The organism is Chitiniphilus eburneus (assembly GCF_005048205.1).
In the GTDB taxonomy this organism is placed as follows: Bacteria; Pseudomonadota; Gammaproteobacteria; order Burkholderiales; family Chitinibacteraceae; genus Chitiniphilus; species Chitiniphilus eburneus.
Genome location: NZ_SUMF01000011.1, coordinates 54,680 through 75,155, shown reverse-complemented (window position 1 = coordinate 75,155; position 20,476 = coordinate 54,680). Strand labels below are relative to the sequence as shown.

18 protein-coding genes are annotated in these 20,476 nt (G+C 66.3%); 5 read left to right on the top strand and 13 right to left on the bottom strand.

Translation table 11 applies throughout. The features are described from left to right. The first annotated feature begins 15 nt into the window (after positions 1–15). From FAZ21_RS11330 to FAZ21_RS11315, 4 genes are all read left to right on the top strand, one after another. Complete coding sequence (locus FAZ21_RS11330) at positions 16–618, top strand: response regulator transcription factor (RefSeq protein WP_136773560.1); 603 nt, start codon at positions 16–18, stop codon at positions 616–618. A gap of 148 nt (positions 619–766) precedes the next feature. Next, positions 767–1,444 (top strand): hypothetical protein, encoded by a 678-nt coding sequence (locus FAZ21_RS11325; protein ID WP_136773559.1) that lies wholly within the window; start codon positions 767–769, stop codon positions 1,442–1,444. A gap of 55 nt (positions 1,445–1,499) precedes the next feature. Next, the gene (locus FAZ21_RS11320; RefSeq protein ID WP_136773558.1) at positions 1,500–2,261 is read left to right on the top strand and encodes a hypothetical protein; all 762 of its coding nucleotides are present in this window, start codon (positions 1,500–1,502) and stop codon (positions 2,259–2,261) included. A gap of 217 nt (positions 2,262–2,478) precedes the next feature. Beyond that, complete coding sequence (locus FAZ21_RS11315) at positions 2,479–3,348, top strand: hypothetical protein (protein ID WP_136773557.1); 870 nt, start codon at positions 2,479–2,481, stop codon at positions 3,346–3,348. Between the two features lie 102 nt (positions 3,349–3,450). Here the strand turns inward: FAZ21_RS11315 and FAZ21_RS11310 are convergent, their stop codons facing one another. Beyond that, the gene (locus FAZ21_RS11310; protein ID WP_169307368.1) at positions 3,451–4,782 is read right to left on the bottom strand and encodes a caspase family protein; all 1,332 of its coding nucleotides are present in this window, start codon (positions 4,780–4,782) and stop codon (positions 3,451–3,453) included. 46 nt (positions 4,783–4,828) lie between these two features. On the opposite strand from FAZ21_RS11310, the gene FAZ21_RS11305 reads away from it, so the two are divergent. Next, complete coding sequence (locus tag FAZ21_RS11305; protein ID WP_136773555.1) at positions 4,829–5,893, top strand: DUF928 domain-containing protein; 1,065 nt, start codon at positions 4,829–4,831, stop codon at positions 5,891–5,893. Positions 5,894–6,193: 300 nt separating this feature from the next. On the opposite strand, the gene FAZ21_RS11300 is transcribed toward FAZ21_RS11305, so the two are convergent. The 12 genes from FAZ21_RS11300 to FAZ21_RS11245 form a co-directional block, all read right to left on the bottom strand. Further along, entirely contained in the window at positions 6,194–6,415 is a 222-nt protein-coding gene (locus FAZ21_RS11300; protein ID WP_136773554.1) for a hypothetical protein, read from the bottom strand. Further along, positions 6,408–8,300, bottom strand: coding sequence for a hypothetical protein (locus FAZ21_RS11295; RefSeq protein ID WP_136773553.1), 1,893 nt, complete (start codon positions 8,298–8,300; stop codon positions 6,408–6,410). Before FAZ21_RS11295 ends, FAZ21_RS11300 begins: the two co-directional genes overlap by 8 nt. After that, positions 8,293–8,694 (bottom strand): hypothetical protein, encoded by a 402-nt coding sequence (locus tag FAZ21_RS11290; RefSeq protein WP_136773552.1) that lies wholly within the window; start codon positions 8,692–8,694, stop codon positions 8,293–8,295. The genes FAZ21_RS11295 and FAZ21_RS11290 overlap by 8 nt, the downstream gene beginning before the upstream one ends. Next, positions 8,691–9,461, bottom strand: a complete 771-nt coding sequence (locus FAZ21_RS11285) for a discoidin domain-containing protein (protein ID WP_169307367.1) — start codon at positions 9,459–9,461, stop codon at positions 8,691–8,693. Before FAZ21_RS11285 ends, FAZ21_RS11290 begins: the two co-directional genes overlap by 4 nt. Further along, on the bottom strand, positions 9,461–10,618 hold the full coding sequence (locus FAZ21_RS11280; RefSeq protein ID WP_136773550.1) for a hypothetical protein: 1,158 nt from the start codon (positions 10,616–10,618) through the stop codon (positions 9,461–9,463). Before FAZ21_RS11280 ends, FAZ21_RS11285 begins: the two co-directional genes overlap by 1 nt. 13 nt (positions 10,619–10,631) lie before the next feature. Next, positions 10,632–12,242 carry a hypothetical protein gene (locus FAZ21_RS11275; protein ID WP_136773549.1) on the bottom strand — a complete coding sequence of 537 codons (1,611 nt, stop codon included), beginning with the start codon at positions 12,240–12,242 and terminating at the stop codon, positions 10,632–10,634. A gap of 4 nt (positions 12,243–12,246) precedes the next feature. Next, on the bottom strand, positions 12,247–14,256 hold the full coding sequence (locus FAZ21_RS11270; RefSeq protein ID WP_136773548.1) for a hypothetical protein: 2,010 nt from the start codon (positions 14,254–14,256) through the stop codon (positions 12,247–12,249). Between the two features lies 1 nt (position 14,257). Then, a complete protein-coding gene (locus FAZ21_RS11265) occupies positions 14,258–14,647 on the bottom strand; it encodes a hypothetical protein (protein WP_136773547.1) in 390 nt (129 codons plus the stop codon). Next, complete coding sequence (locus tag FAZ21_RS11260; protein ID WP_136773546.1) at positions 14,647–18,591, bottom strand: phage tail tape measure protein; 3,945 nt, start codon at positions 18,589–18,591, stop codon at positions 14,647–14,649. The genes FAZ21_RS11265 and FAZ21_RS11260 overlap by 1 nt, the downstream gene beginning before the upstream one ends. Before the next feature lie 291 nt (positions 18,592–18,882). After that, the gene (locus tag FAZ21_RS11255; RefSeq protein ID WP_136773545.1) at positions 18,883–19,629 is read right to left on the bottom strand and encodes a phage tail tube protein; all 747 of its coding nucleotides are present in this window, start codon (positions 19,627–19,629) and stop codon (positions 18,883–18,885) included. A 32-nt stretch (positions 19,630–19,661) separates the two neighbouring features. Beyond that, positions 19,662–20,096, bottom strand: coding sequence for a hypothetical protein (locus FAZ21_RS11250; protein WP_136773544.1), 435 nt, complete (start codon positions 20,094–20,096; stop codon positions 19,662–19,664). Continuing rightward, positions 20,093–20,359 carry a hypothetical protein gene (locus FAZ21_RS11245; protein WP_136773543.1) on the bottom strand — a complete coding sequence of 89 codons (267 nt, stop codon included), beginning with the start codon at positions 20,357–20,359 and terminating at the stop codon, positions 20,093–20,095. The genes FAZ21_RS11250 and FAZ21_RS11245 overlap by 4 nt, the downstream gene beginning before the upstream one ends. Positions 20,360–20,476: the final 117 nt, after the last annotated feature.

The following is a 20,476-nucleotide window of genomic DNA, read 5'->3' as shown; positions in this document are numbered from 1 at the left end:
TACGAGGATTTTGCAGTGGCTGCACGAGACGAAATTGCCCTGATCGACGATGACGCCGAGCTGCTCGATGCCTTGAGCTTTCAGCTGGATGCGGCAGGCTATCACGTCCATTCTTTTGGTAGCGCGGCCGAATTCCTGGTCGCGGTGAGTGGGCTGTCGCTGGCGTGCATCGTTTGCGATTATCACATGCCGGGCCTGAACGGCATGGATGTGCTGCGGGCGCTGGCGGCAAGACCGGTGCAGACACCTTTCATCATGCTCACCGCACAGGGCAGCGTGCCGCTGGCGGTCAGCGCCATGCGCGAAGGGTCGGTCAATTTTCTGGAAAAAGGCCAGCCGGCCAGCGAACTGATTGCCGCGATTGCGCAGGCCATCGCCACGGCCGTCAAAGGGAAGGAGCAGGTATTGGCGCATCGCATCCGTTTGCAGACGCTGACCCCGCGCGAGCGCGAAGTTCTGGCGCTGGTGGCGGACGGCCTGTCGGCCAAGCAGATCGCCCAGCAATTGGGCACCAGCTATCGCACTGTCGAAACCCACCGCCTCAATCTTGGCAAGAAACTCGACATCCATTCTCCGGCCCAGCTCAACGAACTGCTGCACCTCGCGGGCGAACGCTGAGCCTGCGGCGGTTCATCCCTCCTGTGAGCCAAATCACTGCCTGCTGTTGAGTCTGCGTAATCCTACGTAGTGGCTGCGTAGTGATACGAATGGGCCGCGGGTCGCGGCATTTCTAGAATCCATCCCAGTTCATTTGCGGGGTGGCTTCATGTTTCGTATTGCTGTCGTGTCCGGATTGGTGGTGGCTTTGTCGGCCTGCCACCCCGCCACACCCGTTCAGCCCGCCCCGCTCGCGGCCTCTGCCCGTGAGTCCGCACCTGTCCGCAACGCTGCGAGCTACCCCTTGCTCGACGATCAGGCCGGCCTGATGGCCTTGTATTACGGCCAAGCTCGCCTGCCCGTCCCCTACGAGCGCATGGCTGAGGCGATGTCGAATGACTACCGCGAAACCAGCAATAGCTTCCAGCGCCGGTCTTTGCTCGATGCCCTGACACCACAGATCGATGCCTTGCTGACGCGCTGGCAATCGCAATCGTGCTTCTCGCTCAAAAGCCGGGTCAGCTTCTCGCACTTCGACCTGAACCAGCGCGTGTTCCGCGTTTCCGGGCTGGAAGCCCCGATGCAGTTCGCGTTCGAGTCCGGCCGTTACGCCATCGTGCTGAACAATCCGCCGCCGCATGAATACCGCCCCGCCAGCGAGCAACTGGCCCGCCGCATCGAGGACGTCATCACCCGGAACGGGGCGACCTTTGCCTACCCGGTGACCTTGCGGCTTTGTGCCCGGGGCGTACGCGATATTGCCGACCGGAATCTCGTCGTGGCCAATCTCGAACACGCGGATGTACTCGATCTCACCAAAAACCCTTTACCGCTGGTTGTGCCCTGATACCGCTCGGGCTCGGCCAGCGTCACCTGTTGTATTCATCCACCAAGGAGTCGTCATGAACCGCACCGGAAAAATCATTCACTACAACCAGAACGATGGCAAAGGCATCGTCAACGCCGATGGCCAGACCTATCCCTTCGATGTCAGCCTGTGGCGGGGCAGTGAATCTCCCCGGCTGAATGGCCCGGTACGACTGGAAATGGGCGGTGATGGCGTCCTGGCAGTGCATCCGGCCGCAGGCGAGGCGCAGCAACTGGCTGAAATGGGCGGGCAGTTAGGCAAGGCACTCGGTCAGCACGGGAACCATATCGGCCAGCAACTGCTGGCCGTGCACGGCATTCCCACACTGGTTGCCTATGCGCTGTTTCTGCTCGGTGGTACCGCGCTGACCTTCGTGACCTTCAAGAGCCTGGGGCTGGCCGTTCCCCTGCATAGCCTGGACCGGCTGATGAATATGTTTGGCAGCAGCAATACGCTGACCTTGCTGTTGTTCTGGGTGGGGGTCGTCGCGATGATCGCGCCCTTGTTCATTCGCCACCGATTGACTTCCTTGCTGCTCGGGCTGCCATTGACGGCCACACTTGTGGGTTTTTACGACACTTATCGTATTGTCTCGGCTGCACAAGCGGGATTGGCCCGGCGTACCGCCATGTTGGGCGATATGATGGCGGCCTTCAGTGGCCGGGGCGGGGCCGTACGTGAATTGCCCACGATTGCCTTCAGCGATGTGGTGGGCCTGGGCGCCGGTTTCTATTGCATGCTCATTGCCGGCCTTTTTCTCGCCTGGATCGGCTTCCGCCAATATCGCCAGCAATAACACTGATTCGCGTGCGGATACATCGCCCGCCGCATTGGCCCGACATTCATTTCACTTCACTCAACACGCTGGCAACGGCATTGCCCTGTTGCCAGCCTGATCAGGACCGATTGCCATGCCCGTATTGAAGCGCTGCATCCCTTTGCTGTGCCTTGCCCCCTTGTTGATCAGCCTTCCTGCCTTGGCGGCCGAGCCAGTCGGAGTGCCGAGCCAGTGCGTGCCTCCCCCCGCCAGCGACGACGGTGGTGACGCTGATTTCAGTATTGAAAAATGCCTGAGTAAAAGCGGCAATCCCAACTTCGTGCGCAAGGGCAAAACCCTGACCGTTCTGGCTGGAAAGGGCAAGAAAATCCAATACCAGAACAACCCCACCGATGGCGAGGAAATGAAGATTTTTGCTTATGAGGGCTACGACCCGGCAAGCGGTTTTCATTTCGTGCGGGAAAGCAATTACGAGTGGGGCAGCGAGCACCTGATCGACCATGAAAGTGGCGCCCAGGTCCAGGTGGGGAGCTACCTGCCCAATAGTGTTTCGCCGGATCGGCAATGGATACTCAGTGCCAGTGGCGACCCGTCCGATTGCGGTGGCATGGATATCCTGATTCTCAGCAAACTGCCGCTCAGAGGCAGGCCGGGGAAACAGCAGGACATTCCCTTGCCGGCCAAGCTGAGTGAATGCCGTACCGGCCACGCGGCGCCCAACGCCGTGACGTGGGTCGATGCAACCACGGCCAAGGTTGACTGGCAGTGCACCGAGGAGGGCAACGACACCTCGCGCCCGGACCAGACGACACTGACCCTGCAAGGCAAGCGCTGGAGTGCCGATCGTTTGCCCTGCACTGGCGGCAAGGCCGCCCCAACCTCGGCGGCGCCGGCCGCCGCCAGGCCCGCCGCTGGCGCCGCCACGACCTTGCGCGTCGGCATGACGCTGCCGGAAGTCGAGGCGCTGTTCGGTCGCACGGCGGATGGGTTGAAGGTCAGCCCGCTATCGCTGTTCGGCAAGAAGCCGATCACCCGGGTCTGGAAAGGCAATGGCCGCCAGATCGAAGTGCAGTTCGAGAGCGATCAGGTTGTAGGCTGGCACTGAGTCGGCTTGCCCCCGCTGCCCGCGCTCGCAAGGGTGCGCCGCTGGCGTGACTACCCGGTGTGCAGGTCAGCCCGTCAGCGGGCTGACCACGGTGGTATCGAGCTACTGGAGCGCGTCTTGCTGCTGTTGCTGCTTTTTGGCGGTCAGCGCCTCCAGCTCGGCCACGCGACGGGCGCCTTCTTCCAGGCGGATGTCGGCCGCGTCGAGTTCCTTGCGCTGGACCAGCTCCGTGACCTCGCGGTGGAAGGCGAACAGGTCGTTGGACACGATCTGGATAAGGGTCGTCGATTCATGGATATTGCTGGTGCTCGCCCGACTTTTTTCCAGAAAGCTGAGCGAGCTGGCATTGACGGCCTTGGTCCGTTCGTTGCTCAGAGCCCCCAGCTTCTGCAATGGCGTAACCAGAAGCTCGCTCCAGCGCTGGGTCAGCGCGTTGGTGCGCTCCATCTGGGCATCGGCACGTTCCACATCATCGACGTTGGCGGCACCCTGATAGTTGGGAAAGTAAGCACGGGTCATCTTGGCCGAAGCCGGCTTGCGACCCTCGGCAGAAACCTGGCGGCTGGCCAGCCGGAGTTGGGCCAGCTCGGCAAAACGCCCTTGCGGATAGCGCTGCAAGTATTTCTGCATCTCCCCCCGGCTGGCCGTATCGCGGATGCTGTCCCAGTAGCGGATGTCCTCGTCGATTTCGGACGAGATCGCCGCTGGTAAGGCACCGGGCAGGAAATAGAAGCTGCCTTCAAGGCTGGAGCTGTCCCAGGTGATCTGCTTGCCATGGGTCTGGCGTCGCACCTCGCCGCGAACCCGCTTGAGGGTTTCTTCGATCGACAAGCCCGGCACCTGCATCTGTTGGGCGAGCGCCTGGGCAAAGGGGCTGTGGGCATCGCCGTCTTCGGAAATCTGGCCAGGCGCGGTGGAAAAGGCAATCAAGGTGCCCAGCCCACCGTCTAGCCGTGCCAGCCCCCCCAGCGCGCGGGTGGTCCGGGTGTAGGGGTTGTTGCGGCAAGCATCGAGGAAAACCATGTTCAGCGGATTGCCGGCGGCGTGCATCCGGTCGAGCAGAACCTGGATATTCACGCCGTGGTTCAGTACATCTTCCTCGCGTCGGATGTCGGCATCGACCGGGATCAGCCAGTTCTCTCCCCGCACCTGCAAACCGTGCCCGGCATAATAGAAGAGGCCCGTGCCACCCTTATCGAGCAGATCGCCAAAGCGGGCAATGGCAGCCAGCATGGCCGGGCGATCACTGTTTTCCACCAGGGTAACGGCGAATCCGGTCCTGCGCAGGGCATCGGCAAGCAGCCGCGCGTCGTTGACCGGATTGGCCAGGACTCCGATCCGATAACTACTGTTGCCGATCACCAACGCCTGCCGTTGGGCGGTGGCAGGCAGACTGACCGTGGCTGCAATACCCCGATCCTGGGCATATATCATTGGGCACAGCACGAGCTGCACGCCCAGAGCCAGGCCGTAAAACACCTTGCGGGAAAGCCGGATAGACATGTTTTTCAGTCAACAGAAAATGAGAAAGCGCATTCTTGGCGCGGTGGCCTTGCTACTGGCAGTGCATGCCGCGGCGCAGAACCCACTACCGGAGTACCGGGCGCCGCAGGACGACGGCGTGGTCAGCGAACGTGGAGTGCCGTCGCGGGCCATTGGTGCCCAGTTGACCTTGCTGGTCCCCGACCATACCGGGCTGACCCGGCTTGCACAGCCGACACTGTGGTGGTTTGCCTCGGGTCCCATCGAGGAAGCCGAGCTCTCGCTCTGGCAGGGCGACATCCCTGTCCTGACGAAGCCGCTGCGGCGCCTGCGGGCCGGTTTGCATAGTATCACCGTGCAAAAGGGCGAAGCCCACCTGCAACCTGGAACGGTTTACGAATGGCGGATGCGGGTGCAAGGGGAACATGGCGGGGTGGCAACGGTGGCCAGCGGACGGATTGCCCGCCAGGAAACACGTGTCAACGACGATGTGTCTGCCCTGGCACGGGCCGGCCTATGGTACGACGCCATCGACGCGATCAGCCGCCAGATTGACCGTCAGCCGCGCAGCCAGCAATTGCGCCGACAGCGTGTGGCCTTGCTGCGCCAGATAGGCCTGCACAGCGTGGCGGGCGAGGATGAGGCGTATCTGCCACTCGGCCTGCAAGCCAGCTTGCCAGCAACGTTGTTCCACGCTGGTGATCCGGTGTGGCTGACACTTGCCTGCGATAAACCCTGCTATCTGCGCATTACTCACCTGGGGGCGGACAACCAGAGAGTCCAGGTCTGGCCCAATGCGATCTTGCAGGCAAACCTGTTGCCGGCTGGTCAGCCCATGCGCTTTCCTCTGCCCGGCTCGGCCATGGTTTTGCGGGCCAGCTCACCTTTCGGCCGCGAATCGTTCGATATCGAGGCCGCCAGCGCTCAGTTCCCACTTCCGCAGATCCAGCCGCTACCCAACGGCTTTTTCCCCGTACCCAAAGCCGCCTATCCCGCATCGCGGGCAAACCAGCCGCTCGGCACTTATCAGTCGCTCACGCTGACATACCGAACCGCCGAATAAATTCAGCTGGCACTCAGCACGTATTTCGCTAGGGATGGCAAAGCCGTTGCCGCAACACGAAGACCAGCGCCAGCCCCCGGCTGATCAGGGCTCAGTACGACAGGCACGATAAGCAGGAATAGTTCGGCGGCCAATACGGCGATGCCCCGGGCAGGGGGTAGAAGGCGAGCCTGATACTCCGCGCTCTCGAATTTTCCAAATATTTTTGCATCTTAACCACAATGGTGGGGCTTATAAGGGTTACTGGCGCCGTGGCAATAACGAGGGCGACCTGAATTTATTCTCCGGTCGCATTTGGCTCTATACCCTAATCTCCACTACGGGCAGCGTCGGCGCCTTCCCCTCCACCGCGCCATCGCGCACAAATACCCTGTCTCCCATCGCAGCCTCGCCACGCGCCCGGATCTCGGCACCCCCGGGCAGGCGTACCAGTACGCCACCATCGACCACCGTGATGACGTCGCCCACCAGCAGCGGCGCATCCGGGATCAGCTTTTTGAACTCGGTGTACAGGTTAGGCATGGGCTTCGACCTCGATGGATTGACGCACGGTTGGCAGGCCGGCGCTGACGTTGACGCCGCGCACCACACCATAGTGCTGGGTGTCGCCGTCCATGAACCGCAACGTGGTGCCCGGCAGGATGATTCCCGATTCGGGCAGCACCTGGAGCGTGAGCGTCTGCCGGCTGCGGCGGCCGCCGGCGCCGAGGATGGCGCTGCCGCGCTGGCGGGCGACCTCGGGCGCGGTGATCAGGGCGTCGGTGATCATCGGCGCCGCCAGACCGCCGGTGGTGCCGTCGCGCACCACGTGGGCCAGGATGCCGCCACTTTCGCCCGACAGGTAGACCTCGTTGTAGGCGGGTGTTTCCTGCCAGTCGATGGCCTCGCGGCTGACGGCCTCGGCCGGCAGTTGCAGGTCGGCGGCCGCGCCGGTCCAGTCCCACGGCGCCACGGGGTAACGCGGCAGGATGCGCAGGATGTCGTCGGTGGGGTGCGGCTGGACGTAGCCGCCGGCGGCTTGGGCGATGCGCAGCACGGCGGATAGCGGCGTACCCTGGTGTTGCCACACACCGGCCGGCAGCAGCCAGTCGGCCAGTTGCCAATCCAGCGACCAATTGCCCGGCAGGCCGGGCAGCGTGATCGCCGCCAGCGCGGCCTGCTGGGCATTGATATAGGTCGGGCTACTGTAGCTGTACTGCGCGGCGTAGGGTTCGGCCAGCAGTGCGGCGCGGCTGCGGCCGCTGATGCGGAGCGCGGATTTGCCGAACTGGCGGTCGCGGCTGATGCGCTCGACCAGCAGGCGGAACAACACGCCATTGACGCTGGCCAGCAGTTCGACCGGCGAGCCGTCGCTGTTCGGGGCGACGGCATCCAGTTGGGCGCCGCCCAGGCTGGCGTTGAACTGCCAGGCCCAGCTATCGGCATCCAGCGCCAGGGTCAGGCCGGTGCAGTGCAGCGGGGTGTGGTCCGGCAGCCGGACCAGGGTGACGTGGTTGAGCATGAGGTAGGCCCTGCGGGGTGGGACGATGTGGCGGTCGGCCGCTTCGGTGCGGCAGCGGAAGCGCAGCTTGGTAGTGGCGCGGGACAGGTCGCGGAACACCAGGCGCACCAGATCGCCGGCTGGCGGGATGTAGCAGCGGTCGTCCGGGGTGGGCGGGATCGGAATGACGATCACGGCCAAGCCGGGCGGCGGACGGCGGGCATCCTGGTGCCGGGCGATGCGGCCCTGGTGCTGGCGGGTTGCGGCCTGCACTGCGTCGCTGGCCAGGGCATGCAGCGGGGTGGCGTCCTGCCACAGCACATTGCGCCGCTGGCGCAACCGATCGCGATCCTGCCAAGTATCTCCGCTGCCGGCGTGGGCACGGTCTGCATCGTGCCAGGCGCTGGCTAGCGGCAGCGGTTGCCGGGTGCGATCCTGCCAGCCGCCGAGATGGCTGGTGTGGGCGCGCTGGGCATCCTGCCAGCGGCTGACCAGCGTGATTGGTCGGGCCAGCAACATCCGGTACATGCCGGTGGCGCCGGTACGCAACGGCTGCGCCGTTTGCCACGACTGGCCGCACGCCAACGGCACCGAGCGGGCGTACCAATGGACCTGGGCGGCACCCACGGGTAACGGGCACGCGAGTTGCCAGCGGCCGGCGGTCTGGCCTACGGTAGGCCGCTCGGTCTGGCTGTCCCAGGCGGCGGCCAGGCGTACGCCCAGTTGCGGCAGGCGCACGGTAATGGTCGCCTCGCTGCGCCGTACCGCGCGCAGCAGCATGCCCAGCGCCGGCAGCATCAGCGCGACGCGGGCCTCCACCGGTGGGATCACCGGCCCCGTGCCATCCGGACCCAGCACCAGACGCACCGGCCCTGGCTGCGCGATGCGGGCGTGGCGGAACCGCAGCCGGATCAGGTCATCAGCCATGCGGGGCGATCTCGCCCGAGACGATGCGCACCGCGCCACCGGCGTACAGGCGTTCGGCGTTGAGGATGATCTCAGCATTGCCGGGCGCGCTCTGCGGCGCGACGTCGGCCACCAGCAGCAGCCGGTCGTTGCCGTCGCAGATGCGGCACCAGGCCGGGTCGCCCTCGACCAGCACCAGGCCGTCGGCGGACGGCGCCAGGGTCAGTTTGCCGGTGGCGACCGTGCCGGCCGGGCGTGCCAGCGGGACGGTGACCAGGGGCGCGGCGTTGGGCACGCCGTCGGCCGGGCGTGGCGCTGGGTAGATCGCCACTTTGGCCGGGTTGCTGGCGCCGTCCAGCGCGGCCAGCACGCCGGACAGCATGGCGTCGATCAGGCGGTTGTCGTAGCCGATCATTCGGGCACCACCGCGAATCGTTTGCCCACGCTTATGTCGGTACCGGGCTGCCAGGCGCCCACGCCGCTGTAGCTGGCGGCGGTGCTCCAGGTGTCGCCATCGCGGGAATACTGGATCGTGAAATCCCTGGGCGCGCTGACCGGGCCGCTGGGGTGGTTCCGCGCAGCAATCGCCACCTCTGCCACAGTGACGGCGGTGCCCAGGTCGAAGGTCAACCATTGCGGCAGGTTGGCCGACGATGCGACCCAGGCGCGTACGTTGGAGTCGAACAGGTTGTCCACCGCCGCCACCGCCTGGTTGCCGCTGTACTGGCTGGAGGCGGTGACCGGGGTGGCGGGCGTGGTCAGGTCGGCGCCGCCCGGCGTCGCGCGCAGCTCGATCTCCTGGATCGACGCGGTACCACCATTGGTGGCGGTGATATGGATGCGCCAGTAGCGGCCGGTATTGGCGGGCGGCGCTGGTGCCGCGCTGACGGGGATCACTCGGTCGGCAATCTCGGCGTTGTAGACGGCGGCCAGGCCATCGAACGCCACCACATAGTATTCGAGCGCCGGATCGATCAGCGCGAACCGGTATTGCCCGTCCTCCGCCGATAGGGTGTCGGCCACCCAGGCGCCGGTATCGCGGCGGTGCAGCCGCACCAGGCGTCGCGCCGGGGTTTCCGGGGTGCCGGCGATGGCGACGTCGCCGGCGATCTGGCCGTAGCCGCTCAGGTCCGGCGCCAGCCGCATAAAATCCAGGCCGCAGGGATGGGGGATGGGGGTCATCAGGCGCTCCATGGCCCGGTGATGTCCATCAGCAATGCGCCGGCATAGCTGCGCATCAATAGCGCCGCACCGGGTGTGCCGGCGGGGTTGGGCAGGATGGTACCCACCGGATAGATCGGCTCCGGTAGATTCATCGGGATGGCATAGACGCCACGCAACAGGCCCCGGTGCGGCAGCCGGTCCAGGTCGGGCGACAGGTTGCCCTCGCGCAACTGGATGGGGCTGGCGTAGATGCGGCCATCCACCGGGTTGGGGCCGGTGTAATGGTCCGACGTCGAGGTGCTGCCCGACTGCACGTGCACACTCGCGGCCGTCTGGCCAAACGTGGCGCCGGGCGCACCGGTGTAGCTACGCATGCCGCGTAGCAGTCCTGCCGACCCGTAGACACGGCCGATGCTGAACGACAGGCCGCCGGTGTTGGCGTTGGTTTCGTAGCGCGTGTTGATGCCATTGATCAATGAGTTGAACGCATCGGCGGGCCGGAACGAGGTGAACTCGCCCCAGGTGTAGGTTTCGTAGCGCACGCCGTAGTAATCGTCCCCACTGCGGTAGGCGACGCTCAGCAGCAGCGTGCGGCCGTCAGCGAACAGCATCCAGCGGCGCCGGGTGGTGTTGTTGCCGTCCGATTTGGCCCAGTAGAGGAACGTCGCCACCGCGTTGGGTGGGCACGGATACGCGCCGTCGTCGACCGTGCTCATCTCCTCGTAGCCGCGCACCTGGGCGGAGTGCCACAGCGTATCGTCCACCCGCAGACAAAACCGATTGCCCAGCGGCGCGCGGTAGACGGCGACGTTGCTGCCGGTGTAGGGCCGGCCCCAGCCGACGGGCGCCACGCGCACCTGGGCGGTGCCGGTATACGTGCCGTCGGGCACGCCGGGCGCGGCGAACTGGAGCGTGCTGCCGCTGGCCATGGTGACCTTGAATTGGCCGTTGAGGCCGGCATGGGCGGCGCCGCTGATGCCGGCGACCATGTACTGTTGCAGCGGATGGCCGCCGCCACAGACCACGCTGGCCACCTCGCCGGCGACGGTCAGGCTATCGATGGCGGTGGCGCCCCAGCCCTCCACCAGGCAGGCGTTGAGCAACGCGATCAGGCTGCCCGGCTGGCCGTTGAGCACCGGCGCCCCTGGCATGTCGTAACTGAAATAGTGAACCATGCTGTCTCCCCTGTTACGGCCGATCCACGTCGCCGCGTGCAATCAGCTCGAATCGATCGTCGGTGACCGTCTCCGGCCCCTGCTGCACTGTGCGCACCAGCCACACCGGGCCGAGTGCGCCGACGGTGTTAAAGCGCAGCACGTTGCCGGCCGCCCAGCCTGAACCCCAGCCGGTTGCCTTGATCGTGAAATACGGCGCACCCGTCGCCGGGTTGACCGGGCTGCAATCCTCCCCGGTGTTGCCGGTGGCGATCTGGCCGACGTGCTCGCCGGTGACGCGGTATTGCGTCGGCGCAGTGAACTCCAGCGCCCAGCGCTCGGTCAGCGCGCCGGCGTTGGTCACCCCCAGCGGGGCGCGGGCGTCGTCGTAGGTGGCCGGGGCCACGGCGCCGGTCGGCGCGTCGGCCCAAGTGTTGTTCCAGGTTTGCTGATCGAACAGCACCGACACCCGCGCGCGCTGGTCGCCCAGCACCAACGCACTGGAGACGCTGCTGCCAGCGGGATAGGCATGGGTCAGCGGGCGCGTGAATGACAGCCGGCCGCTGATCTGCACGTCGCTGACCATCGCCATGTCCTCGATGCGGTGGATCACGGTTACGGGCTGTGCGTAGCCAGTGACGTCGGTAAACGTCACGGTGCCGGCATCGAGGTCGGTGCTGTAGCCGGTGGCAATCACGCTGCCGTCGGCGCCCAGCACCTTGATCCGCGACAGCCGGGTGCGGCCCAGGTTGAGGGTCTGGCCGTTGCTGACGTGATTGGGGCCAAAAGTCTGCTCGTTGCCGACGACGACAAATCCGCCCTTGCGGTAGATCGGCACGCGGCCGTCGCTGGGCAGGCGTACCGGGTCCAGGCCCAGCACCGCCGCATCGAGCGGCAGGTAGGTGTAGCCGACCGCGCTGTAGCGCACGGTCTCGGCGTAAACGTTTTGCGGCGCGATGGTGGTGACGCCAGCGATGCCCAGGTGCGACACGTCCAACACCTGGTCGGCCTCTGGCGCGTCGCTGCGACGAAAATAGACCCTGGCCACGCCGCTCTGGTAATCCACCCTCCCTACCACCTGGGCGCTGTTGATCACCCCGTCGGCATTGGCCGAGGCGGTCAGCGTGGTACCGGCCTGGCTGGTGGCGGCCAGGGTGAGCGAGGATGGCCGTAGCGGGGACACCGGGGTGCGGAACGATACCGCGCCCACCAACTGGTCGCCGAACTGTTGCAGTCCACCCTCGATCTGGAGCGTGGGGTTGCCGGCCGGCCAGTCAGTCAGTGCCAGATGCCCCGCCTGATAATCGATGGGGCCGCTGTCGATGCCGCTGCCGGTGGCCGGTGACACATCACGTAGCACCCGGCCCAGACGGTCGATCAGCGGCACGGCGGCCAGCTTGGCACGCAGGCTGCCGCCAGCGATGCGGGCGTTTGCCACTTTGGAAACTTTGGCGTGCAGCGTGCCGAAACTGCTGTCCAGGCTCTTGTTAGGGCCGGCCTGCGCCTGGCTGGCCTGGGTGCGGTAGCGCACGCCCGATACTGCGGCCGTCTGGGCGGGGTCGTTGACGGTGTAGCCGGACGTGTCCGATTTGCCATAACGGACCATCCACGCCACGCCGCCGTAGCTGTTGGGGGTTGAACCCATGGCGTCAGTCTCCGAAGGTGATCACCGACGCGCTGCCGGTGGTGTAGGTGTAGGGGACCGGCAGCGTGCCGGATTTGGGGACGGTGATCTCGCCGGTGGCGTAGTCGATGCTGCCGCCGGTGAGCGGTACCGCGCCGCTGGCCAGGTCCAGCAGCAGGCCGCCGCTGCCGTTGTCGCGCACGCGGAACCGGCTGTGGTAGGTGACGGTGGGCGTGCCGAGGCCGCCGGTCGGCCAGGTCAGCAACATCTGGCCCTCGAACGAGCCGGGCAGCACGGCGGCATCGGCCAGTACCGCGCGGAACGCCGTGGCGGCGTCGATGTAGTCGGCCACGTCGGCGCGGGTCGGTGGGCGGATGTCCTCGCCGGCGACATCCGACCAGGTGATCTGCAATGGCGTGGTGGGCGGCGGCAGCACGGTCGGGGTCAGCACTACCTGGCCGGTGGCGTAGTCCACCGTGCCGCTGCCGTAGCCGGTCAGCGCGCCGTTGCCGTTGTCGGTGACGCTGCGCGCGGCGCCATCGGTCCAGCTCAGCGCCAGGGTACCGGGATAGACCGGCCCGCCCAGCTCCCACTCGAAATACGACTGCACCGCGTGTGGCGCCAGCGCCTCGGCCGACAGTTGCGGCCGGCCCCAGCCCAGCAAAATCGACGAGCCGACGTCGGGCAGCGCGCCCAGCGTCACCACCAGCGCCCCGGTCAGAAACGACAGCGTGCCGGCGCCGTGGCTGACGTCGCTGCCGGCTAGTCGGCCACTGCCGCGCTCCTGCAACACATACCAGCGGCCCTGCGCCATGTAGCTCAGGGTCAGGGTGGCGGGTGCCGGCACCGGATCGACGATCAGCGACAGCGTAGCGCTGCGGGATTCGATGGTGACGGGCAGCGCGATGGTCTCGCTGACTTGGGCGGGGGTCGCGGCCGGGCGCAGCGTGATCGATTTAGTGCCGCCGTAGCTATTACCGCCGCTGGCCACGGTGATCACCCCGCTGGCGTAATCGACTGCGCCCACCTCCGCCGAGCCGGCCATCAGCCGCCCGTCCTGATCGGTGAGCGTGACCGAGCCGCTGTTGATCGATAGCGAGCCGGGCAGCAGCGGTCCGACATAGAGCGCGTTGGCCGGCCCGAACTGCGCTGACGAATTCAACGTCACCGCGGCAGGGGTGGTTGGCTGCAACGCCACCAGCGTCCCGGCCGGCGATGCATCGGCGATGGGCACGTCGGTCTGCGCCGACGGCACCAGTTGCGTCCAGATACTGGCCACGTCCACTGACAGATCGCCGATGGACGTCGGTGCGGTCAGGGCGGATACGCCGTAGTAACGCGCCGCATCGGCGACAACGGTTTCGCGAATCTTGGCAGCGCTGCCGTTGCGACTATAGGTGCGCGTCGGTGGGCTGCCGACGAAATCGGAACGCAACGTATCGCTCAGCTCGCACGACACCACCAGTGCCTGGAAGTCGGTATGGCTGCTGCCTTCCGACGCCGTGAACGTGCGCAACGTACTGGTCACGCGGATCACCCGCACGTACTGTACCAGCTCGCCGGCCTTGCCCTCGTCCACAATCAGCACCAGCGTCTGCCCCGGCACCGGCACTGGGGTGCCGGGGCGTTGCAGGATCTGGATCACCGACTGCCCGGCGATGTGGTTTTCGAGCAGGTGGCCACCCCATTCCGGGCCGGCGAACAGATAGGCCTCGACGCGGCTCTTGGCAGCGTCGCGGTAGTCAAAGAGGTCGCCCGTCGAGAACATCGCCACGCTGACGCGCGGATCGCTCGGCACGCGAGACAGCACCAGGTTGGCGCCATAGTAACCGGCCACGTCGGCGGTCTGGACCGACAGCGCCACCTTGCGCAGCGACACCTGGCCGCCGGCGCGGGCGATCTCCGAGATGTCGTCGAAAATCGCGTTGCTGGCGCCGTCCGGGATCACGGTGTTGACCGGCCGCCCCCCGCCTTCGGGGACGTCGGCCATGACCTGGGTGGCCAGGAATTTAATGTTGCCGCTGAGGATGGGCACGTTACATCTCCATCAGTTTGAGAGTGACGACGTAGTAGTCGGTGATTGCGGGGCTATCGATATCCAGTACTGGGCGGGCCTCGATGGCCGGGCGGTCGTGGTGGCGGAACAGAACGGTGCGGGTGGCGTCGCGCAATTGCAGTGTCAATGTCTGGCCGGGGATACGCGCCCAGGCCTGCAACTGCGTCAGCGTCGCGCCGTCGAGCCAGCCGAACGCGTCGCCGCTGGCCAGCGTGATCGGCCGGCCGGCCTGCCAGGTGCCGACATCGATCAGCAGCGAGCCGGTCAGCGTTGGCTCCACGGCTTGCTGCACCGGTTGCCACTGGTGTTCGTCCCGCCATTGCAGATAAGGGATGGCGACGCTGGTCGCGCCGTCGGAGATCGTGATCATCAGAATGCCCTCGCGGCGTCTTCGGCCAATTGTTTGAGCAGCGATTGAGCGGCCAGCGCATCCGCTGCACTGGCTACGTTGAAGCCGTTGCCGCGCCCATCGCGTACCACCTCCACCCGGAACACCTGGGTGGCCTCGGGCGCCGACGCCTTCGGGGTGGGCGCGCTGCGCGGGCTGGGTATCGCTTGCGTGGAGACGGCGGGGCTGCCGTCGCTGGCGGCATCGCTCGACGGGGTGCTCTGGCGCTGGGGTGTGTCGTCATCACCGCTTTGGGCACCGTTCGATGGGGTGTTCTTGAGCAACCTGATGCCGTCACCACCGCTTTTGGCTCCGCCATACAGCTCTTTATCCAGTAGCTTGAGCAGCGAGGTCGAAAACGACTCCCAGGAATTCTTGGGCACGATATTCAGGTTCGGCGTGCCATCGCTGTTGTAAGCGATGCGTATCACGCGGCTGATGGCATCCTCGTCGTGCCCGGCGGATTTGAGCGCGGCGGCGGCCTGGATGCGGGTGGCGTACCACTGCGTACCGGCGGTACGCATGTCGCTACTGCCAGGCGCGGCGGCCTCGCCTTTGCCGGAGGTGCCACCGGCGTCGGGTTTGAGCGAACCGTCGGCATTGCGCCAACTGGCGCGACCATAGGCCTCGTCGGCCGCCTCGATCGCGGCACGGGCTTCGTCCATGCCCTCAGCAAGCTTGTCGCCGGCGTTGCGCCCGGCGTCCCCCGCCTGGCCGGCTGATGCTTCGACCTCGTTCAACCGGAGCTTGATGCCGTACACCGGGGCCTGGAGTTCGATCCATGACTTGCTAAAGCCGTCGCCCGCCTTGATCGCGGTCTGGTAAGCGGTGTTGAACGCCCCTTCCAGCTCACCCACGCTGACCTGGCCGGAGCGCACGGCGGTTTGCAGATCGGTGCGCATCTGGGTGGACATGGCCAGCAACTCTGCCTTGCTCTGGATACCCAGGCGGGCGAAGGCGCCGGTGGTTTCGTCGGTGGCGCCGCGTACCTGTTGCGTGGCCACTTGCAATTGCTGCATGCCGATGCGCACCTGATCGGCCGACAGCGTGCCCTGCACGCCCATCTGCACCAGCCGGTCGCGCAGCGCGTCGATGGCCTGCTCGCTGTCGGCGGACCGCAGCGCGGCGTCGAATACCAGCGCCAATTTGGAGCCACTGAGCTCGCCACTGGCGGCCAGCAGGTCGAACGTCTGGATCGCTTCGCTGGCCTTGCTGCTGATGCCGGTGAGCACCTGTTGCGCATCCAGCCCCAACTTGGCCAGCGATGCGGCCACCACCTGATTGTTGACCAGAGCGAACTGCTCGGCGCTGAGGCGACCGCCGTCGAACGCGACTTGCAGGTTGCGCTGCACGGTGGTCAGCTCACCGGCGGAAAGCGTGGCCAGCGCGGCGGTGAGTTGGGTACCGATCACCTGCGCGGCCTGACTGCCTGAGGCGTTGAGCATCTGCATCGCGGCGGCCAGCGTGGCGGCGCCATTGGGTGCGAGCAGCGATTCCTTGGTGATCAGATTCTGGATGGCGCCGCTGGCCTTGTCGCCGCTGTTGGCCGCCGCTTCCAGTTGCGTGGCCAGTGCGCCGGCCGCGATCTGCTGCCGACCCCAGGCGCCGCTGGCTTCGTTGGCCTGGGCGCTTTGCGTCTCCTGGATCTGCGCCAGCATGCCGGGCATGGCGGCCAGCGCGGTGAGGTATTCCTGCTGGCGCCGGTTGGATTCGGTGGTGTCCTCGCCGGCGCGACGCTGCTGCACGGCGCGGGCGTTCCAGAAATCGGCGCCCTGTTGCAGCGACTGCTGATACGCCTGCTGCTCGGTTTCGCTCATCTGCGCGAGCTGTTCGCGCGACAGGATCTGCTGCTGCGCGGCGGCGCTGTTGGCATTGAGCGCGGCGGTGATCTTTTGCTCGGTCACGGCCTGGCTGGTGCTGGCCTCGCGTTGCGCGGCGGCGGCCGCGGCCGTCGCCTCTTTCAGTTGATACAGACCGGAGGCGACCTGTGCCACCTCTATGGCGACACCGGCCCAGCCCGCGACGCGCATCACGGTACTCAGCCGCCCCATGCTGTCCATGCCACGACGCGCGCTGGCCTCGGCGATATCGAGTTCGCGGGAAACCGAACCCAGCGCCGGCACCGTGGTGGCGGCCGTCGCCGTGAGACCGCCCAGGCCACCGGCGAGGCCGGCTGCGCCGAGCAGGCCTTGAAATGCACGCGCCGCTTGTACCAGCTGATTGAACGCCTGCACCAACGGGCCGGCTGCCCACGCGGTGGCGCCCAGACCGGCAATCACGGCCTTCGTGTCGCTGCCCAGTCCGTTGAACCGATGCAGTAGTTCGGTCATGCCACCGAGCAGCGGTGCCAGCGAGGTGACGGCATCACCCAGGCTGAGCTGTAGATCGCCCAGCGCCGACTGGAATTGCTGCGCGCGTGCGGCCGGAGTGTCGGACAGGGTCGTGAACGCCTCCTCGGTGGCGCCGGCCTTGTTGCGCAGTTGTTCCAGCGTGCCGGCAAAGCTGCCGGCCTGATTGCCGGTCAGTGCCAGCGCGCCATTCAGGCCATCGACTTGGCCGAACAGCAGCGCCATCTGTTCGGCGTTGCCGCCGGTTTTGGTGTGCAGGTCTTGCAGGAAGCCCGCCAGGCCCTGGCTTTGCAACGCGGCCACGTTGAATTGCAGGCCGAGTTCATCCGCTAGCTGGGCCGCCTCCTTGGTCGGCGTAACCACGGCGGCGAGGATGCCCTGCACCTGTGTCAGCGCCTGGCTGGTGCTGACGCCGCCGTTGGTGAGGGCGGCGGCGGCGGCGATCAGCTCGTCGAAGCTGGCGCCGGCCTGGGCGGCCAGCGGCGCCACGGTGCCGATATGGGTGGACAGCTCGCCCACCGACGTCGCGCCGGCCTTGGCTGCGATGAAAAACGAATCGGCGACGTCGGTGGCGCTGCCGGCCGATACGCCAAACGAATTCATGACGGCGTTCAGGCCACCGGCGGCCGTGGTCACGTCGGTGACGCCGCCCACCGCCAGCTTGTTGGCGACGGTGAGGCGATCCATGGCCTCGCCGGCGTCGTCCACGCCGCTGAGCAGAATGTCGTACAAGCCCTGGGCATTCTGGATCACGTCTCCACCCAGCTCGACCGAGAGCGCGCGCACCTGTTCGCTCAGCCCGTCCAGCCCCGCGTTATCGTCGAGTTGGGTCCCGACCTCGGCCATCTTGTGGCCAAACGCGGCAGAGGCCTTGGCTGCGTTGCCGACCATCACGGTGATTCCCGCTACGGCATCGCCGGCGGCGGCGGTGTGCCCGGCCATACCGCCGAGCGAGTCGGCCAGACTGCCCGAATCGGCGCGCAACTGGTCGGTGGCGCGGTCGGTGGCCTGGTATTGCTGCGCCAGCGCGCGTGCCTGGGTTTCGGCTTGCTGCGCGGCGCGGGTGGCCTTCTCCTGCCACACCACCAGTTCCCGCACTTGAGTCTGGGCGGCCTGGAGGGTGGCGCGGTGGCCGCGCTCGGCGTCGCTGAGCTGGTCGGTGGCGACGCCGGCGCGTTGCAGGCTGGCGCGGGACTGATCGAGCGCGCGCGATTGATCCTGCACCTCGCGCTTGGCCACCTGCACCGCGTCGCGCAGATTTTCCATGCGGCTGGCCTGCACGCGGGTCGGCTCGGCAACATTGGCGAGTTCGGCGCCCATTTTCTGCGCTGCTGCCTGGGCCTGCTCCAGTTGCTGTCGCGCCTGCTGGGTCGCGCTTTTCAGCGCGACAAATTCGGCGATGGCGTCGCGCTGTTCGCCCAGGCTACGTAGCGCGTCCGCTGTTTCGCGGACGCGGGCGGCCAGTGCCGGATCGATGCTGCCATCGAGTTTTTCCAGCTCGGCGGTGAGCTGGCGGACGTCGGCGGTACCGCCGGCATTCGCCGGGATGTCATAGCGGATTTGCGGATCTACGGCCATGGGGTGTCGGTTCGTTCAGGGGCGAGGTGGGTTACTGCGTGTCGGTGGGCGGGGGGCATCGCCACGCGTTTCTTGATCAGGTCCGGGTGATTTCGCCGACGCCTCACAGCAACATGGATTCGGCGGCGGCGGGCGCAACGTGAATCTCGGCGCTGGGCGCGTGCAACCGCCCGTCGTGGGTAGGGTGGGGGAGCAAGCGGAGGGCGGCTTTCGGGTTGGAGGGCGACATGGGGCGTTCCTGACGGGTAAAAAAAAGGCCCGCATCGGCGGGCCAGGGATTGCGGCCGGGGATCAGTCGCGTAGATCTACGTGGAACGGCGAGACGCGGCCGGACGGCGTGACCAGCGTGCCGGACAGCGTGAACTCGGCCCAGTCGTCGCCAAGAAAATCGAACTCGGCGTCGGGCGCCAGCACCGCCTCGTAGGCCTCGCACAAGACGTTGCTGTCGTCAGCCAGATTCTTGCCGTCGAGCAGCAAGCCGACACGGATCGACGTTTTGCGCGCGCCGTTGATGCGGCTGCCGGACATGGCCAGCGCGCTGTAGGCGATCTTGACGGGGGTGCCGACCGGGATGCTGCCGCCCTCCAGTGCCTGGATCAGGCCCAGGCGGTAGTTGATCTTGTAGTCGCGGTCCTTGACATAGGTGGTGGTGTCGTCACTGCTGGTCACCACAAAGTCGGTGGCCGAGATGTTCTGGTTGGCCAACTGGTGATAGCGGCCGAGCACCAGCGTCGCGGCCTCGTCGGTGACGGTGGCGGCACCCTGCTCGATCTCGACGATTTCACCCATGAATTGCTGGGCGAGGTTGTCCTTGTTGGGGCTACGGAATGTGATGCTGATGTCGGCTGGACGTTGCAGCGACACGGTGGCCATGACCTGGCCGTAGCTGTCACGGCCGCGCGACTCCATGTCCTTGCGCTCACTGTTGGGTTTGATGGCGAATTTGATGCACTCGCCAGCGTCGAAATAGCCAGCCGGGCCGCTGCCGCCGATGTTCTGCATCAGTACGTTGCCAGCGCCGATAAAACCTTCTGCCATGATGGTCTCCAAATTGAAAGTGGCCTGAGCGCTCAAGCCGGGTAGGTTTCGGTGTATTCGAATTCCAGGGCGCTGAGGATGGTTTCGCCATCCACCTGGACCGATTTGAAGTCGGGTTCGACCTCGGTTTCGCGCAGCACGCCGACGCGGCCCAATTGGACCAGCGCCGTACGCGCCCGGCGGATGGCGCCGCGCGCGGCGAAATGCAGCGTGTCGGCGTCCGCATAGGCATCGGGGCCGAACGCGATGGCGCCGAGCAAAATCTTGCAGCGGCGCTTTTCCTGTTGGCCCGGCTGCTCGATCAGCACGTCGCCCCGGTCCAGCACGAACAGTGCGGGGGTGTCCTGGGTGGGGCCGAGCGGCAGCGCGGGGTTGAGCAGGCAATCGGTGGCCTGACCAGCGTCGGCTGCTACCTGCTGTACCAGCGCGTGGACCGCGCACACCAAGCGGTAGCGGGTGCTGTTCATGCGGCCTCCTGGCTGACGAGATAGGTGATGGATTCCCACCCATCCAGCACACGTAGCGGCTCGCCATGCACGCGGCACTGCACGCCGCTTTTGATCTCGACCACGGCATCGTACGGGTTCGGGCTCACGGAGGTCGGGTAACGCAGTTCGGCCAGACGCCCCCGTGAAACGGTACGCATCATTGCCGCTACCGCATGGCGCAGCAGGCGGCCGGGCACGTCGCGCGCCTGGGCGATCCGACCCCGCCGTTTGACATCCAACATGTGCAGCTCCCAAGAAAAAGCCCCGCCGGCTGAGCCTGGCGGGGCGTTGATGGATGTGAAAAGCGCCGCGGTTGCCCTGGGCGCTTCAATCACAGCCTATCTGAATTGAGTCAATTT